A 15,586-nucleotide genomic window follows, 5' to 3' on the forward strand; every position below is an offset into this window, starting at 1 on the left:
CGAATTTCACGCAAATGGTATTGCCGGGAACAAAGTTGTTGATGTTATTTACCGGGCGGCCTCTCGAAGCCGGGCGAGAAGCGGTTCGGCGGCCTCGGCGAGGAAGCGGTCCAGGGTGGAATCGCCGATCTGGATCAACGCGACATCGGTAAAGCCCGCCTCCCAGTAGGGCCGGATCTTGTCGACCATTGCGTCGAGGTCCGGACCGCAGGCGATTTGCTCTGCTACGTCGTCCTCCCGCACGAATGCCGTGGCCCCGTCGAAGCCGGCAGTCGTGGGGAGATCGGCGTTGACGGGCCACCCGCCGGCGAACCAGCGGAATTGCTCGTGCGCTCTCTGGACTGCCGCCTTCTCGGAGGTGGGGTCCCAGCTGATGGGGATCTGGCCGATCGCTCTCGACCCGCCGCCGATGGGTTTGCCGGAATGGATGGAGTTCCACTGCGCGACGAGGTCTGCATTTGGCTCGGTGGCGATGAGGTGGTCGCCGAGATGGCCGAAGGCGTCCAAGGCCCGGGAGCCCGCAGCCGCGACGCCGATGGGAACTCCGCCGTCAGGAATGTCCCAAAGGCGAGCGGACTCCACGCGAAAGTGCTCGCCCGAGTAGTCGACCATGCCGCCGGCGAGAAGGGCGCGAATGATCTCGAGGGACTCCATGGTCATTTCATGGCGGGTATGAATGGCCGGCCAGCCGCGGCCGACCACGTGCTCGTTGAGGTTCTCGCCCGATCCGATCCCGAGCATGAATCGGCCATCGGCGAGGATCTGCACCGTCGCCGCCTTCTGCGCTACGACGGCGGGGTGATACCGCAGGATCGGGCACGTGACGTACGTGCACAGGTCGATCGATTCGGTGGCCTGTGCCACTGCTCCGAGCACGCTCCAGACATACGGTGCATGGCCTTGTGCGGAGAGCCACGGGAAGTAGTGATCGGAGGCGACCTCGAAATCGAAACCCGCGCGTTCGGCCGAAGCTGCGTAGCGGACGAGTTCGTTCGGTCCGGACTGTTCGGTCATGAGTGTGTAGCCAAAGCGAGTGCCCATCTCACGATTGTGAACCCTAAAGTGCTCCAGTGCATCTGAACCAAGCGTCCAGTGGGGCTCCCTTGTTCATTTCGGCGCGAGGTGGCCGAGAGCGGCGAAATCTCGGTGTGAAAAGCGTCGGTGTCTTCGCCCGACCCCAGTCCCAACCAAGCGCTTGCTAGATTATAGTGGCGGTATGGCGCAAAAGACGGAGCAGGCGCGTGCGAAGCACGGGGGGATACAGTCCCGCCGGGCGGAACTGCTGGAGATTTCCGCCCGACTCTTCGCTGAGCAGGGCGTGCGCGCAACAACGGTACGTCATATCGCGGACGCCGCCGGCATCCTGTCAGGGAGTCTCTACCACCACTTCTCGTCGAAGGAAGCGATCGTCGATGAGGTACTGCGGGGCTTTCTCGACGGACTCTTCGCGACATACGACGACATCGTCCGGAACAACGACGGACCTCGAGATGCACTCGAGCGGCTCGTGCGCGCCTCTTTCCAGGCGATTCACGACTCCCGCGACCAGGTCGCCATCTATCAGGACGAAGTCAAACACCTGCAGGGTATCTCCCGGTTCGACTACCTCGAACAACGCAACCGCGAGTTCCGCGATATGTGGATCGAGGTTCTCGAAGCAGGGCAGGCGAGCGGCGTGTTCCGCGCCGATCTCGACCCGAACCTCACCTATCGCTTCATGCGCGACACCGTGTGGGTCGCCGTCCGCTGGTACCGGCCGGGCGGCAAAGTCTCGCAGGAAGAAATCGCCGACCAATACCTACGCATAGTCCTCGACGGGCTTGCGGACGACTAATACCGATACCGATCACCCAGGAGTTCACATGGTTCAGGAAGCATTCGTAGTCGAGGCGCTGCGCACCCCGGTGGGCAAGCGCGGCGGCAGCCTGTCGGCGGTTCACCCGGCGGACCTGGGCGCGCACGTGTTGAAGGCCGTTTTCGACCGCACGGGGCTCGACCCGGCGGTGGTCGACGATGCAGTCATCGGCTGCCTTGACACCATCGGCCCCCAGGCGGGCAACGTGGGCCGTTCGGCTTGGCTTGCCGCCGGACTCCCACTCGAGGTTCCCGCCACCACCGTCGACCGCCAGTGCGGCTCGTCGCAGCAGGCGATCCACTTCGCCGCCCAGGGGGTCATGTCCGGGACCCAGGACGTCGTCGTGTTCGGTGGTCTGCAGAACATGAGCGCCCTGCCCATTTCCTCGGCGATGACGGCGGGCCGCGAGTATGGCTTCGACGATCCGTTCACGGGCTCGAAGGGATGGACCGAGCGCTTCGGCACCCAGGAGATCTCCCAATTCCGCGGCGCGCAGATGATCGCCGATAAGTGGAACCTGTCCCGCGAGCAGATGGAAGAGTTTGCGCTGCGTTCGAACGAGCGCGCCTTCGCGGCGATCAAGGAAGGGAAGTTCGAACGCGAAATCGTTCCGTTCGGCGACTTCGCCGTCGACGAGACCCCGCGCGAGACTTCCATGGAGAAAATGGCGGGGCTCAAGCCGCTCGCCGAAGGTGGGACGTTGACCGCGGCCGTCGCCTCCCAGATCTCCGATGGCGCCTCCGCCGGCATCATCGCCTCCGCTGACGCGGTGAAGAAGTACGGTCTCAAGCCCCGTGCTCGCATCGTCAACCTCACCGTCCGCGGCGACGATCCCGTCATGATGCTCACCGGACCGATCCCGGCGACGAAGTACGCGCTCGAGAAGGCCGGCCTGAGCATCGACGACATAGACGTCGTCGAGATCAACGAGGCCTTCGCCCCGGTTGTGCTCGCATGGCTCGCCGAAACCGGTGCCGACATCGATCGGGTCAACCCGAACGGCGGCGGGATCGCCCTCGGCCACCCGCTCGGCGCGACCGGTGCGAAGCTGTTTGCCACGCTGCTGAACGAACTCGAACGCAGCGGCGGCCGCTACGGCCTTCAGACGATGTGTGAGGGCGGCGGAACCGCAAACGTCACGATCATCGAGCGTCTCGACTAACCCGGCTCACGCTCGCCCACGCGGAAAGCGCCCGCAACCTGAGATTTCCAGGTTGCGGGCGCTTTTGTCGGTTGTGCGTGGAGCCTGCGGATCCGATCAGCGACCGGGCAGGGCGGCCAACCGTTCGTGTGCCTGGGCCATGATGCGTTGTATCACCTCGTCGCACGAGGGCAGGTCATCAATCATGCCGACAACCTGACCCGAGGCGAGAACGCCTGCGTCGGTGTTTCCCTCAACGAGCCCCGCCTTGAGCAACATCGGCGTGTTCGCGGCCATGACGATCTGCTGCCACGTGCGGTCCGAGGACTTCTTCATGTTGAGACCGTCCTTGGCCAGCGCCTGCCACTTCATGCCCGTCATCGACTTGAACTTCTGCGCGTTCCGGACCGCGGCGACGAGGCTCTTTCCGGGGTTGCCGGATTCGAGAGCGTTGACGAGCCCGGTGCGAAGTACGCGGTGCGGCATTCCATCGACTCGCGTCGACACCACGGTGTCCTGCAAGCCGCGCTCGATGTACTGTGCCTTGACCTCGTCGGGCACGCGGCTGTCGGAGGTGAGCAGGAAGCGGGTGCCCATCGCAATGCCCGAAGCGCCATAGGCGAGTGCGGCGACCAGGCCGCGCCCGTCGAAGAAGCCGCCGGCGCCGACGACGGGGATCGAGGTGTTCCCGGGACCGCCGAGCGCATCGATGACCGAGGGGAGTAGCAGCGTCGTCGCGACCTGCCCGGTGTGGCCTCCGCCCTCGCCGCCCTGGACGATGACCGCGTCCGCGCCCCACGAGGCGACTTTGACCGCGTGCTTGGCGGCGCCGATCGAGGGGACGACAACGAGACCGTTGTCCTTGAGTCGTGCGATGAGCTCCGGTTTCGGTGCGAGCGCGAACGAGGCGACCTTGACGCCCTCGCGAATCATGAGCTCACAGCGGGCTTCCGCGTCCTCGGCGTCGGCACGGAGGTTGACCCCGAACGGCTTGTCGGTGAGTTCCTTTGTGCGACGGATCGCTTGTTCGAGCTCGTCGTAGGTCATGGTCGCCGAAGCGAGAATGCCGAGTCCGCCCGCGTTGGCGGTCGCCGCGGTCAGATGTGGGCCCGACACCCAGCCCATTCCCGTCTGCACGATGGGATATTCGATGCCGACGAGCGACGTGAAATCGGTCTCGAGTGGTGCCGCGCTCACTTGGCGTCCTCTTCCCGGGGAACCTCGCGGAAACGCAGTCCCTTCGGGTCGACGAGCTCGTTGAGGACGTAGAGCTCCTGTTCCGAGGGGGCTCGCGTGGATTCCGCAGAATCCAGGCCCGAGACCTCGAACGACGTGTTCTCCCGCACCTCGTCGGCGGATACGCCGGGGTGCAACGTCCGCGCGTGGAGCGTTCCACCTGGCCCGGAGAAGTCGAAAGAACCGAGGTTGGTCACCACGCGGTGCAGGTGGTGGAAGCGAAACGCCGGGTCGCCGTGCTCGTAGCGGTCGTAGCCGATTCCCGAGATGACGTCGACGGACTCACCGAACACGCGCGTGGAGTGCTTCGCCACCCAGTAGCTCGTCGCATGGTTGATGGAATTGCCCGGGGCGCCGCGCACCCCGAACATCTGGCGCTTCGGCTGGTCGAGCGGCCCGAAGGCGGAGATGTTCTGGTTGCCGTATCGGTCGATCTGATTGGCGCCCATGACGACGTGGCGCTTGCCGTTAGCCAGGGTCTCGAAGACGCGGCCGAAGGGGATCCACCCCTCGAGGTCCTCGACCTTTCCAACAGGCGGCGTCGAGCCCAGGAACTTCGACTCTCCATCGGAGATGAGGAGGTCGGGTTCGGTCGTCAGGCGGGCAAGCCGTGCGCCGACGGTCGCCATCGGCGTCATCGGGGAGGCGAAGATCTCGCCGGCCCCCGCGAAGATCTCCGCACAGGCGATTGCGCAGTAGTCCGCACGTTCTATTTTTGTCGAGGGTGTACTCATTTGGCGTCTCCCTTCACGGCGTTCTCGGCGGCGAAAGCCTTGACCGCGGTTTGATAGTCCTCTTCGGTCCCGGACAGGAATCGCTGGTGGAACTCCTCCCAGGTGTCGTCCTGCTTCGCGGCCTGCGCGTAGTGGCGCTGGAATGCCTCGTCCCTCCGGTGTGAGCCGGACAATGTGAAGTGCGCGCCCCCGGGCGCCTCGGCGACCGCATCGACCTGCATGCGGTTAAGGAGCATGCGCTCCGCGCCGACCTCGTTGATGAGCTCGTCGGCGGAATCGACGATCTCGTCGACCTCGAGCAAGGTGAGATCGGCGGAGTTCGCGAATAGATCGTCCATGTACGGGTCGACCCCGGTGTAGGCGGCGTTGCCGTATTTGTCCGCCTTGTCCAGGTGGATGAGAGCCGCATCCAGCCGGAGGGCCGGCATGGCGAGGAGCGTCTCCTTGGCGCCGTCGGTCGACGCGATCGGGCCTTCGAAACCGTACGGGGAGTCGACGGTGGCGAGCTCGCCCTTCCAGAAGTCGATCACGGATGATCCGAGCCCCGCGCGGATCGGGAGATAGGGGAGGCGTTGCGAGGCAGCTTGCAGGCCTGCGCGCACCATTCCCTCGTCCATTTCGCGCACCTCGATCGAGCCCTCGGTGCGTCGCCGCGCAAACCACGGATCGTAGAACGGCGCGGAATCGAGCGAAACGAAACCGTAGTAGGCGCGCCGTACCTTGCCCGCCGAACACAGTAGGCCGATGTCGGGGCCACCGAAGGCGACGATGGTCAGATCCTTGAGATCCGAGCGCAGGATCGCGCGTACGAGGGCCATGGGCTTGCGCCGCGAGCCCCAGCCTGCGATGCCGATCGTCATGCCGTCGGAGAGCCGGCCGACCATCTCATCCAGGGTGGAGCGCTTATCGCGCTTGGCTGGTGGGGTGAAGTCCACTGCTCAGGAGTCCTTTCCAGTTGTGTCGCTCTGCGAACGGGTGTCGAGGTTCTTGCCGGAGGTGACGAACTCGTCGCGGTGTTCGTCGGCGACGCCCGCGAGGTTGAGCTCGAAAGTGAAGCCCTGCTCGAAGCGATACGACTTCTTCACGTCGACCGGATCGATGCCGTTGAGCGCCTCCTTCGCGGCGCGCAGCACGCGGGTGTCCTTCGCGGCCATCTGCTCCGCGAGCTCGCGCGCTGCCGTGTCGAGCTCTTCCCGGGGAACCACGCGGTGCACGGTGCCCCAGCTGTGGAGCTGCTCCGCCGTCACATTTGTAGAGGTGTAGTACATCGTGCGCAGCGCGTGCGGCGGGACCATCCGCGCGAGGTGTGTGGCCGCGCCAAGTGCGCCGCGGTCGACCTCGGGAAGACCGAACTTCGCGCCCTCGGACGCGACGATCGAATCGGCGTTGCCCACCAAACCGATTCCTCCACCGACGCAGAACCCGGCCACCGCCGCAATTACCGGAACCTCGCACTCGTACACCGCGGCGAAGGCCGCGTAGCAACCGCGATTGGCGGCAATGAGGTGGTCGAACCCCTCGAATTGCTGCATTTCCTTGATATCCACGCCGGCATTGAAGCCCTTGCCCTCCGCGCGGAGGATGACGACCGAAACCGCGCGGTCCCGGCCTGCCTCACGCAGTGTGTCGGCGAGCTCGAACCAGCCCGCCGACGGAATGGCGTTGACCGGCGGATAGTCGACCGTGATGGTCGCGACCCCGCCGGGATCCTTCTCGATACTGATGCCCATCGGTCACCTTTCGCACAACAACTTCGAGGTGCAATCCCCGCAAGCAACCAAACGCTTGCTTGGTTTGCTTGTTACGATAGCACTTATGAACGCATCGCTTAGTTCTTCCTTGGTGCCGAGCGGGGTGGACCTCGCAGGGCTCGGCCTCTCCGGGCGCGTGGCGCTGGTCACCGGCGGCGTCCGCGGCGTAGGCGCGGGAATCTCGCGCGTGATGAGCGCAGCGGGCGCGACCGTCATCACCTGCGCGCGCCGCCCCGCCGACGACCCCGATCTGGCCGCCCTCGAATTCCACAGCGCCGACTTGCGCGATCCTCAGGCCGTGGCCGGAATGATGGACGACATCGTCGCCCGCCACGGGAGGCTCGACATCGTCGTCAACAACGCCGGCGGCGCCCCATTCGCCATGGCGGCCGACGGCAGCGCCAATTTCCACTCGAAGATCGTCGCCCTCAATCTCCTGGCCGGTCTTACCGTCTCCCAAGAGGCGCACCGGGTCATGACGTCGGACGCAGCATCCGGCCAGACGCCCGGCGGCGGCGCGATCGTCAACATTTCCTCGGTATCGGCGCACCGGCCGTCTCCGGGTACGGCGTCCTACGGCGCGGCGAAGGCCGGGGTCGACTCGCTCACGCGCTCGCTTGCGGTCGAATGGGCGCCGCACGTCCGGGTCAATTCGGTGGTTGTCGGTCCGGTGAAGACCGAGCTCGCCGAAATGCACTACGGCGATAGCGACGGCATCGCGGCGGTCGACGCAACCGTGCCCATGGGGCGTATGGCCGACCCTGTCGACGTGGGCCACGCCGTGTCGTTCCTCGCCTCGCCGCTCGCCCGCTTCATCACCGGCGCGGAGCTGCTCGTGCACGGGGGAGGGGAACGCCCCGCATTCCTCGATGCGTCGACGGCGAACAAGGGTTAACGGCCGCCCTTCACGGGCACAGGGACACAACTGTTCATTCAAGGATCGGAACCCGTTTGAGAGCGGGAGAAAAGAGAATTCACATGGGAATCTGTGATGGTCGCGTAGTTATCGTCACCGGCGCGGGCCGCGGCCTCGGCCGGGAGCATGCGCTCGCTTTTGCCGCTGCCGGCGCGAAGGTGGTCGTCAACGACCTCGGTGCCGGTCTCGACGGCGCGGACACCGGGGAGCACCCCGCCGAGCAGGTCGTCCAGGAAATCGTCGACGCGGGCGGCGAGGCCGTCGTCAACGGCGCGGACGTGGCGGACTGGGAACAGGCGGCAGGACTTATCAAGCAGGCGGTCGACACGTACGGACAGCTCGACACCATCGTCAACAACGCCGGCTTCCTGCGCGACAAGATGCTCGTGTCGATGTCCGAACAGGACTGGGACAACGTCACCCGCGTCCACCTCAAAGGCCACTTCGCGGTGCTCAACCACGCCGCGAATTACTGGCGCGCAGAGTCCAAGGCGGGCAGGCCGCGCGCGGCCCGCGTCGTCAACACCACGTCCGGCGCGGGACTTTTCGGATCCGTGGGCCAGGGCAACTACGCCGCGGCGAAGGCGGGAATCGCTTTGCTGACCGTTCAGGCAGCCGCCGAGATGGGCGGTTACGGGATCAACGTCAACGCGATCGCGCCGGCGGCCCGAACCCGCATGACCACCTCGGCGGGGGGCGAGATGGCCTCGGCGATGGCCGCGCCGGAGGACGGGTCCTTCGACGCAATGCACCCGGGCAACGTCTCTCCTCTGGTCGTCTGGCTCGGCTCGGATGCCGCCGCCGATGTCACGGGGCGGGTATTCGAGGCCGAGGGTGGAAAGGTCACCGTGTGCGACGGCTGGCAGCGCGCCGCCGCTTCCGACAAGGGCGAGCGCTGGGCTCCCGAGGAGCTCACCGAGGTCATCCCCGGGCTGTTGGCCGAGTCCCCGGCCCCGGTGCCGGTCTACGGCGCTCGCTAGTCAGCAGCGGTCGAAGGCTCTTCGTCGCGGTCTTCCTGCAGGTAGGCCGCGATGTCGTCGTCGCTGACGATCGCGCGGAACGTGGCGAGCGAGTTCTCGATAGGTGGCGTGTGCCCGACGTACGACATGGGGTGCACCGCCACCGACACAGACACTGAGGCCGAGTCGATGCTGCGGTACTGCTCGAGGGCAATGGACGGATCCACCCGCTGGTCGGAGGTACCGAAGAGCACGGTGACCGGCACGTCGAGCCCCGCGAGGCGGTCCGCCAGCGGCTGCGCGGCGAGATAGGTGTCGATCGCCTCGGTGGAGCCGACGAAGGTCTCGTACGGCGTGCGCAGGAACGCGTCGACAATGGGCTGCGGAACCTGGTAGCCGGGGGCGAAGGCGCTGGCCAGCCCGCGTCGCGCGCCTCGCTCGCCCATCATCCGCCACATCGCCGGGCCGATCCGGCGGTTGCGTAGCGCGCGCTCGGACCGGTGCTTCGACGACAGGCGTGACTCTACGGACGTAGGGGAATTGAGTAATACGAGCCGTTCGACGAGTTCTGGGCGTCTTTCTGCGAGCGCGACCGCGACGAGCCCGCCCATCGAATGGCCGACGATGGTGCCGGGCGCCGCGGGCACGGACATCGCGGAGGCGACCCGATCCGCCTCGTCCTCGATGGACCCGTCCATAACGAGTGTCGGCGCGAGAATGTCGGTCTTTCCATTCGACAATTCCTTACGCATCCGCATTTTGACGGCGGACCACACATTCGGCGATGACGCCAGACCATGCAGTAGTACGTAGCGCACGTTCGTCCTCCGGGAAGATTCGGGCGGCTCGGGGCGAGAGTTGAGCCGCCCGAGGATGAAGCGTCGGCCACGCGATCGAGCGCCGCCGACGTCATACAGTGTATTCCCAGAATATTTTCAGGTGCCCATCGGGAGAGGTGTGTTCACATTTCGGGGAATCTGCAACCCCTTTCCGTGCCAACGGGTCTCCGCGAAGTGCGCCCTAGATTCGCTCGATGATCGAGGCCGAGGCTTGTGCGCCGCCGGCGCACATCGTCACCAGCGCACGCTCGCCGTCGCTGCGCTCGAGCTCGTGTAGTGCGGTGGTGATGAGGCGGGCGCCCGTCGAGCCGACCGGGTGACCGATGGCAATCGCGCCGCCGTTGACGTTGACCTTGTCCATGTCGGGCCCGTGAACCTGGGCCCAGCTCAGCAACACCGCGGCAAAGGCCTCGTTGCATTCGAAGAGATCGAAATCGCCGATGGACATGCCCGAGCGCTCGAGCACGCGCGCAGTCGCCTGCACCGGGCCGTCGAGGTGGAACTCCGGCTCGCCGCCGACGAGCGCCTGGTGGGTGATCCGTGCGCGCGGCGTCAGCCCCTGGGCCCTCGCGACGTCCTCGTCCATGAGGAGCACGGCCGCCGAGCCATCGGACATCTGCGACGAGGTGCCCGCGGTGTGCATCCCGCCCTCGATCACGGGCTTGAGTCCGGCGAGCGCCTCCGCGGTCGTGTCCCGCAGACCCTGATCCTTGGTGACCGTGATGTCCTCACCGGTGTAAGTGCCGTCCTTCTGGCGCTCGGGAGCGGTGACGGCGAAGGTCTCGCGCTCGAAGCGCCCTTCGTCCCATGCACGCTTCGCCTTGTTCTGCGATGCCACGCCGAGCTCCTCGAGGTCGGAGCGAGTGAGCCCGCGGCGCTGAGCGATCCTGTCCGCGGCGGTGAACTGGTCGGGAAGGTCGATATTCCAATCGTCGGGACGTGGCATCCCATTGGAACCGTCTCCGACCGCGGCGCGGAGCGAGAGCCACGACATCGACTCGACCCCGCAGGAGATCCCGGCGTCCATCGCGCCGGCGGCGATGAGGTTTGCGATGAAATGAGTGGCCTGCTGGGCCGAGGAGCACTGGCAATCGATCGTCGTGCAAGCGGTCTGCCACGGCAGCCCCGACGCGAGCCAGGCGCCGCGGGTGACGTTGTTGCCCTGCGCGCCGGCCTGGGTCACGCAGCCGCCGACCACCTGCTCGACGAGCTGGGCGTCGATTCCCGCACGCCTGATCACTTCCTTCTGTGAAGCGCCCAGAAGATGAGCCGGGTGAAGGCCGGAGAGGGCGCCTCGCGCCTTGCCGATGGGGGTGCGAACTGCCTCGACGATGACGGGATTTCCCATGGTGGTCCTTCCTCGTGGGCTGCGCGAGCGAATCGAGTGCGCGCAGGTAGAGCGGCATTTGACGGTCGCCGACGAGTTGTGGCGACCGCTGTATTCGGACGTTTGTCCGAAAAGGAGTTCTTTCTCGTGGAACTGCCCCTTCCATTATTGAAACATGTTCTAGTATGGTCACTGAAACGTGTTCTAGATTACGGTTTGAAAGTGTGATGAGTCACAACGCCTGGACGGGCCGAACTTGGTTCTCTCTCGAAGGGGGCGAGTGGGTGTGGACGCACTTTCTCGCGAAACCGACGACTCATCTAGGACGGGCATCTTCGTCTAAGGAGCAACGATGACCAACGCCACTACGCCCGAACTCACCATTCCCGCGGGGTTCGACTTCACCAGTCCGGAACTGTTCTCCAAGCGCCTTCCGCACCCGGAATGGACGGAACTGCGGAAAGCCGAACCGATCCACTGGGTCGAGATCGAGCCGGGCAGCGACGGCTTCAAGGACAATGGCTACTGGCTCGCGTCGAAGTATGACGACATCAAGGAGATCTCCCGGCTCACCAACGACTATTTCATCACCAATCAGCACACGGCGATTCCGCGCTACGCCCCCGGAACCGAGGACGACGTCCTCGAGATGATCAAGTTGCTGATCATCAACCAGGACGGCGAAGACCATAAGGTGCGTCGCCGGACGATTTCCAAGGGCTTTACCCCGCGCAACATCCGATCGATGCGCGAGGCGCTCGAGGCCCGGGCGAAGGACATCGTCGAGCGTGCGGCAGCGAAGGGCTCGGGCGATTTCATCGTCGAGGTCGCCTCCGAACTGCCGCTGCAGACCATCGCGGAGCTTCTCGGAATTCCGCAGGAAGACCGCTTCAAGGTGTTTGAGTGGTCGAACAACATGGCCGGCTACGACGATCCCGAGGTTGCCGAGGCCTCCCAGACCGCCGCCGCGCAGATTCTCGAGTACGCCATGGAGATGGCAGCTAAGCGTGAGGCTCAGCCCGAGGATGATCTCGTCTCGAAGCTCGTCCACGCCGATGTGGAGGGGGGCAAGCTCACCCCGGACGAGTTCGGCTGGTTCTTCATTCTCCTCGCATTCGCCGGCAACGAGACGACCCGTAATGCCACCACGCACGGAATGATCGCATTCCTCGACAATCCGGAGCAGTGGGAGCTGTTCAAGTCCGAACGTCCCGAGACGGCGTACGACGAAATCCTCCGGTGGGCCAGCCCTGTGACCCAGTTCCAGCGCACGGCGGTCAAGGAGATCGAGATCGGCGGGAAGACGATCAAGCCGGGCGAGCGCGTCGTCATGGCTTACGGTTCCGCCAACTTCGACGAAGACGTCTTCGAGGATCCGTTTAACTTCGACATCACCCGCGAGAACAACGCGCACGTCACTTTCGGAGGTAACGGACCGCACTACTGCCCGGGTGCGAACCTCGCGAAGCTGCAGATCGAGCTCATCTTCAACGCGATCGCAAATCACCTTCCGGACATCGCCTCGCTGGGCGACCGCAAGCGTCTCCGCTCCGGATGGCTCAACGGGATCACCGAGTGGCCCGTGAGCTTCTGCCCTGCTGCCAAGGCGAACTAGGCGCCGGCAACACAAGCGAGGCTCGACCAACACCGCACACGTCGGCATCGGAGGCACCCACAGGGCCATTCCGGTGCCGACGTTCGCGTAGGAGAGGAATACGAACATGGAAGAAGCGTTCGGCGGGAAGGTTCGCGCCGCAGGTTCCGCAGACGGCGTCACGATCGCATACCTCGACTGCCCGCCGGATGCGGCCACGAGGCCGCTCCAGGAGCCGGCGCCGACCGTTGTGCTGCTCCACGGCTTTCCGCATTTCCACTACACCTGGCATCGCCAGATCCCGGTGCTACAGGAGGCCGGTTGGCGGGTCCTCGTTCCGGACATGCGGGGATTCGGGGCGTCGAGCGCGCCGGTCGGCGCCCAGCACTATGCGCCCGAGCCGATCACCGGAGACATCGTGGCGGTGCTCGACGACGCCGGTATCGCCGCCGACGAAAAAGTGGTGCTCTGCGGTTTCGATTTCGGGGCCGCGGCGGCCTACGACTTCTGCCACCTCCTGCCGGAAAGGGTCGGCGCCGTCATCGGGTTCGAAAATCCCTTCGTCGCCGCACTTGGCGACCGTCCCCCGAGCGAGACTTTCGCGGAGATGGCGGACAGGCACTTCTTCCACATGGACTATTTCCAGCATCCAGGCCGGGCCGAGGCGTCGATGGACGCGCACGTCCGAACCTTTCTCGAGCGCGTGTTCTGGGCGCTCTCCGCCGACTACCACTACCTCGACGTTTGGATGCATCCGCCGGGAACCGCGTACATCGATGCGCTGCCCGAGGCGCCGCCGCTGCCGTGGCCGTGGCTCTCGGTCGCGGAGATGGACCGCTACGAGCACGAGTTCGCGCGCACAGGATTCACCGGCCCCTTGCAGTGGTATCGGGCGATCGACGCCCAATGGGCTGCGCGCAAGGCATTCGAACGCGCCACCAACCCGGTGCCCTTCTACTTCCTCTACTCCGAGCACGATCCGGACCTCGAGGGTTTTCACGGGCGCGAGCCGCTCAAGAAGCTCCATCGTTTTCATGACGTCGTACGTGCCGTCAGAACCGTCGGCCGCGCCGGCCATCTCATGCATCTCGAGGCGACGGCGGACCTCAATCGCGAGCTGCTCTGGTGTCTCGGCGATATTCGGGACGAGGGGCTGGTCGGCGGACCCGCACCTCGCTAGTCGGCCGCGGCGGAAACCAGCGTCGGCAGGCCCTTCGCTGCGGTCGTGCGCCACGACCACGTGGACACCGACGTCAACCCCGTGTCGTCGGGACTGATCTCGAGGATCGGCACCCCGCGCTCCAGTGCGATGAGCGGCAGATTCGCCGCCGGCGTCACCACCCCGGACGTGCCGACGATGACGACGAGGTCCGCCCCGCGCATCGCCTCCTCCGCCCGCTCCCAGTCCTTGACCGGCAGTGCCTCGCCGAACCATACGACGCCGGGCCGCACAGGATTGCCGCACAGTGAGCACGCCGGCGGGGCGAGTCGCTCGACCGGTTCTTCGGGGAATTCGGGCACGGCCGCGGGCTTCTCGCAGATCGTGCAGCGGAAATCGAACAAGCTGCCGTGGAGGTGCGCAACCTCCTCGGAGCCGCCGCGCTCGTGCAGGTCGTCAATGTTCTGAGTCGTCACGTGGACGTCTGTGCCGGAGTCGGCGGCGCCCCAGCGCGCGATTGCCTCGTGGCCCGCGTTCGGAGCGGCCCGCCGGGCGAGCGTGGCCCGCCACAAATACCACGCCCACATCGGGTCGGGATCCCGTGTCCACGAGTCCAAGCTCGCGAGCGCCTGCGGGTCGACCTTCGACCACAGGCCCGTCTGGGCATCGCGAAAAGTATCGAGCCCGGAGTCGGCGCTCATCCCTGCGCCGGTGAACACCTCGACCCTCACCGCGGCCCGTGCCGCCTCGACGAGCGACGAGGGCAGAGCACTGTCGGGTCCGAGCACGTTCGAGTCGAATTCCGTCATGCCCCGACCCTAGTGTCTCGGCCAGTCGCGGCGGGGGAGTAACGAGCGCTGAGCGCTCAGCCGCGGATGTACTTGTCGGCGAAGGTCTCCATCGTTGCGATCTTGTCCTCGACGGGAGCGTCGAAACCGAGCCCCGACATCATCCACGGCATCACGATGACGTCGGTGACCCCGGCCCCGGCGAGATCCGCGAACCCGGCGGTTCCGAACTTGTCCATCGAGACGACCTGAATCGCGAACGGGTTGCCGTCCCCGCGGTCGGCGAGGCTGCGGCCGGCGGCGCGGAGGTTCTCGCCGAGAGTGGCGATGACGTCGGAGAGCTGATCGAATTCGATCATCGCCGAGGTCCACCCCATTCCCACTCTGGCGGCGCGGGCGAGCGCCTTCTTCGAGTGTCCACCGATGTAGAGGGGGATCGGATCCGGCGGCACGGGAGCGAGGCTCAATTCCTCGAACGAGAAATGTTCGCCGGAGTATGAGAAGAAATCGCCGGTGCCGGCGAGGCGGAAGATCTCGAGCATCTCGTCGACCCGCGCGCCGCGCTTCGCAAAGGGCACCCCGCACCATTCGAACTCGTTGGGATCCCAGCCGATGCCGACGCCGAGATCGAGCCGGCCTCCCGACATCATTGCCACAGACGCGGCCTGCCGGTACAGAAGTAGAGGTTGCCGTGGCCCGAACTTGACCACCGAGGGGCACATGCGGATCGTCGAAGTCGCCTGCGCCATCGCCATCGCGCCGACGAACGGCTCGACCCACGGGGTGTTCTCATCCCACATCCGAGAGCCGTCCGGGGTGTACGGGTACTCCTTCTCCTGTGAGCGTGGATAGAACAGGGAATCGGGGAGCGTGATGCGGGCGAACCCCAGACGCTCTGCGGCCTGCGCGAGCGGGACGAGCTGGTCGAGCGGGGTGAACGCAATCGGAATCGAGAAATCCACGGCGAAGGTCTCCTCGTCGGTAGGGATGGGCGCCGATCAGGACGCCGGGTGGATGGTGGCCGACGCGCGTTCGAACTCCCAGAAGGCGCGAAGGTTGCGCAGCAGCCCGGACTCGTCGACGCGGTAGTTGATGACGATGTCGGTGTCCATCACGTTGTCGCCGAGACCGACCCGCAGCGTGCCGAGGAATACCGCCTCGTCCCCGCAGGCGATGGCGTCGACCATGTCGAACTGCAGCGAGCTCGTGACCGCGATCGACGCATCGAAGAAGTCCGAGAGCATCTCCTTCCCGCGTTGCCCGGAGCCGTCCTCCGAGTACATCGAC

At 65.7% G+C, this 15,586-nt stretch carries 16 protein-coding genes; 6 read left to right on the top strand and 10 right to left on the bottom strand.

The window, feature by feature from the left end:
- Positions 1-48: 48 nt before the first annotated feature.
- Positions 49-1,041, bottom strand: coding sequence for a TIGR03557 family F420-dependent LLM class oxidoreductase (locus tag K8V11_RS03350; RefSeq protein WP_303910801.1), 993 nt, complete (start codon positions 1,039-1,041; stop codon positions 49-51).
- A 175-nt stretch (positions 1,042-1,216) separates the two neighbouring features.
- Here K8V11_RS03350 and K8V11_RS03355 point away from each other — a divergent pair, with 175 nt between their 5' ends.
- Together K8V11_RS03355 and K8V11_RS03360 are read left to right on the top strand one after the other, a co-directional pair.
- Positions 1,217-1,834 (top strand): TetR/AcrR family transcriptional regulator, encoded by a 618-nt coding sequence (locus tag K8V11_RS03355; RefSeq protein WP_303910802.1) that lies wholly within the window; start codon positions 1,217-1,219, stop codon positions 1,832-1,834.
- 28 nt (positions 1,835-1,862) lie between these two features.
- Positions 1,863-3,017: an acetyl-CoA C-acetyltransferase gene (locus K8V11_RS03360; RefSeq protein ID WP_303910803.1), complete on the top strand. Its 1,155-nt coding sequence runs from the start codon at positions 1,863-1,865 to the stop codon at positions 3,015-3,017.
- A gap of 96 nt (positions 3,018-3,113) precedes the next feature.
- On the opposite strand, the gene K8V11_RS03365 is transcribed toward K8V11_RS03360, so the two are convergent.
- The 4 genes from K8V11_RS03365 to K8V11_RS03380 are packed head-to-tail and all read right to left on the bottom strand — an operon-like array spanning position 3,114 to position 6,696.
- Positions 3,114-4,193: a nitronate monooxygenase family protein gene (locus K8V11_RS03365; protein WP_303910804.1), complete on the bottom strand. Its 1,080-nt coding sequence runs from the start codon at positions 4,191-4,193 to the stop codon at positions 3,114-3,116.
- On the bottom strand, positions 4,190-4,966 hold the full coding sequence (locus tag K8V11_RS03370; RefSeq protein WP_303910805.1) for a CoA-transferase subunit beta: 777 nt from the start codon (positions 4,964-4,966) through the stop codon (positions 4,190-4,192). The genes K8V11_RS03365 and K8V11_RS03370 overlap by 4 nt, the downstream gene beginning before the upstream one ends.
- Positions 4,963-5,850 carry a CoA transferase subunit A gene (locus K8V11_RS03375; protein WP_303910817.1) on the bottom strand — a complete coding sequence of 296 codons (888 nt, stop codon included), beginning with the start codon at positions 5,848-5,850 and terminating at the stop codon, positions 4,963-4,965. Before K8V11_RS03375 ends, K8V11_RS03370 begins: the two co-directional genes overlap by 4 nt.
- Positions 5,851-5,904: 54 nt before the next feature.
- The gene (locus K8V11_RS03380; protein ID WP_303910806.1) at positions 5,905-6,696 is read right to left on the bottom strand and encodes an enoyl-CoA hydratase family protein; all 792 of its coding nucleotides are present in this window, start codon (positions 6,694-6,696) and stop codon (positions 5,905-5,907) included.
- Between the two features lie 85 nt (positions 6,697-6,781).
- Here K8V11_RS03380 and K8V11_RS03385 point away from each other — a divergent pair, with 85 nt between their 5' ends.
- Together K8V11_RS03385 and K8V11_RS03390 are read left to right on the top strand one after the other, a co-directional pair.
- Positions 6,782-7,612 (top strand): SDR family oxidoreductase, encoded by an 831-nt coding sequence (locus K8V11_RS03385; RefSeq protein WP_303910807.1) that lies wholly within the window; start codon positions 6,782-6,784, stop codon positions 7,610-7,612.
- An 83-nt stretch (positions 7,613-7,695) separates the two neighbouring features.
- On the top strand, positions 7,696-8,613 hold the full coding sequence (locus K8V11_RS03390; protein ID WP_303910808.1) for an SDR family oxidoreductase: 918 nt from the start codon (positions 7,696-7,698) through the stop codon (positions 8,611-8,613).
- Here the strand turns inward: K8V11_RS03390 and K8V11_RS03395 are convergent.
- Both K8V11_RS03395 and K8V11_RS03400 read right to left on the bottom strand, forming a co-directional pair.
- Positions 8,610-9,410 (bottom strand): alpha/beta fold hydrolase, encoded by an 801-nt coding sequence (locus tag K8V11_RS03395; RefSeq protein ID WP_303910809.1) that lies wholly within the window; start codon positions 9,408-9,410, stop codon positions 8,610-8,612. The genes K8V11_RS03390 and K8V11_RS03395 overlap by 4 nt on opposite strands.
- Positions 9,411-9,612: 202 nt before the next feature.
- Positions 9,613-10,779 carry a steroid 3-ketoacyl-CoA thiolase gene (locus K8V11_RS03400; RefSeq protein ID WP_303910810.1) on the bottom strand — a complete coding sequence of 389 codons (1,167 nt, stop codon included), beginning with the start codon at positions 10,777-10,779 and terminating at the stop codon, positions 9,613-9,615.
- A 331-nt stretch (positions 10,780-11,110) separates the two neighbouring features.
- Here K8V11_RS03400 and K8V11_RS03405 point away from each other — a divergent pair, with 331 nt between their 5' ends.
- Together K8V11_RS03405 and K8V11_RS03410 are read left to right on the top strand one after the other, a co-directional pair.
- Positions 11,111-12,373, top strand: coding sequence for a cytochrome P450 (locus K8V11_RS03405; RefSeq protein WP_303910811.1), 1,263 nt, complete (start codon positions 11,111-11,113; stop codon positions 12,371-12,373).
- 106 nt (positions 12,374-12,479) lie between these two features.
- Positions 12,480-13,532: an alpha/beta hydrolase gene (locus K8V11_RS03410; protein WP_303910812.1), complete on the top strand. Its 1,053-nt coding sequence runs from the start codon at positions 12,480-12,482 to the stop codon at positions 13,530-13,532.
- Here K8V11_RS03410 and K8V11_RS03415 read toward each other — a convergent pair.
- The 3 genes from K8V11_RS03415 to K8V11_RS03425 form a co-directional block, all read right to left on the bottom strand.
- On the bottom strand, positions 13,529-14,320 hold the full coding sequence (locus K8V11_RS03415; protein ID WP_303910813.1) for an NAD-dependent deacylase: 792 nt from the start codon (positions 14,318-14,320) through the stop codon (positions 13,529-13,531). The genes K8V11_RS03410 and K8V11_RS03415 overlap by 4 nt on opposite strands.
- Before the next feature lie 56 nt (positions 14,321-14,376).
- Positions 14,377-15,261 carry a TIGR03619 family F420-dependent LLM class oxidoreductase gene (locus K8V11_RS03420; protein ID WP_303910814.1) on the bottom strand — a complete coding sequence of 295 codons (885 nt, stop codon included), beginning with the start codon at positions 15,259-15,261 and terminating at the stop codon, positions 14,377-14,379.
- Positions 15,262-15,297: 36 nt separating this feature from the next.
- The coding region (locus K8V11_RS03425) for a nuclear transport factor 2 family protein (RefSeq protein ID WP_303910815.1) at positions 15,298-15,586 on the bottom strand (289 nt) is incomplete at its 5' end.

It is taken from the genome of Dietzia timorensis (assembly GCF_020742175.1).
GTDB classification, from domain to species: domain Bacteria; phylum Actinomycetota; class Actinomycetes; order Mycobacteriales; family Mycobacteriaceae; genus Dietzia; species Dietzia timorensis_A.

Coding starts and splice junctions, on each gene's coding strand:
- K8V11_RS03350 (WP_303910801.1), bottom strand. CDS start 1,041: ATGGGCACTCGCTTTGGCTACACACTCATGACCGAACAGTCCGGACCG.
- K8V11_RS03355 (WP_303910802.1), top strand. CDS start 1,217: ATGGCGCAAAAGACGGAGCAGGCGCGTGCGAAGCACGGGGGGATACAG.
- K8V11_RS03360 (WP_303910803.1), top strand. CDS start 1,863: ATGGTTCAGGAAGCATTCGTAGTCGAGGCGCTGCGCACCCCGGTGGGC.
- K8V11_RS03370 (WP_303910805.1), bottom strand. CDS start 4,966: ATGAGTACACCCTCGACAAAAATAGAACGTGCGGACTACTGCGCAATC.
- K8V11_RS03375 (WP_303910817.1), bottom strand. CDS start 5,850: ATGGTCGGCCGGCTCTCCGACGGCATGACGATCGGCATCGCAGGCTGG.
- K8V11_RS03380 (WP_303910806.1), bottom strand. CDS start 6,696: ATGGGCATCAGTATCGAGAAGGATCCCGGCGGGGTCGCGACCATCACG.
- K8V11_RS03385 (WP_303910807.1), top strand. CDS start 6,782: ATGAACGCATCGCTTAGTTCTTCCTTGGTGCCGAGCGGGGTGGACCTC.
- K8V11_RS03390 (WP_303910808.1), top strand. CDS start 7,696: ATGGGAATCTGTGATGGTCGCGTAGTTATCGTCACCGGCGCGGGCCGC.
- K8V11_RS03400 (WP_303910810.1), bottom strand. CDS start 10,779: ATGGGAAATCCCGTCATCGTCGAGGCAGTTCGCACCCCCATCGGCAAG.
- K8V11_RS03405 (WP_303910811.1), top strand. CDS start 11,111: ATGACCAACGCCACTACGCCCGAACTCACCATTCCCGCGGGGTTCGAC.
- K8V11_RS03410 (WP_303910812.1), top strand. CDS start 12,480: ATGGAAGAAGCGTTCGGCGGGAAGGTTCGCGCCGCAGGTTCCGCAGAC.
- K8V11_RS03415 (WP_303910813.1), bottom strand. CDS start 14,320: ATGACGGAATTCGACTCGAACGTGCTCGGACCCGACAGTGCTCTGCCC.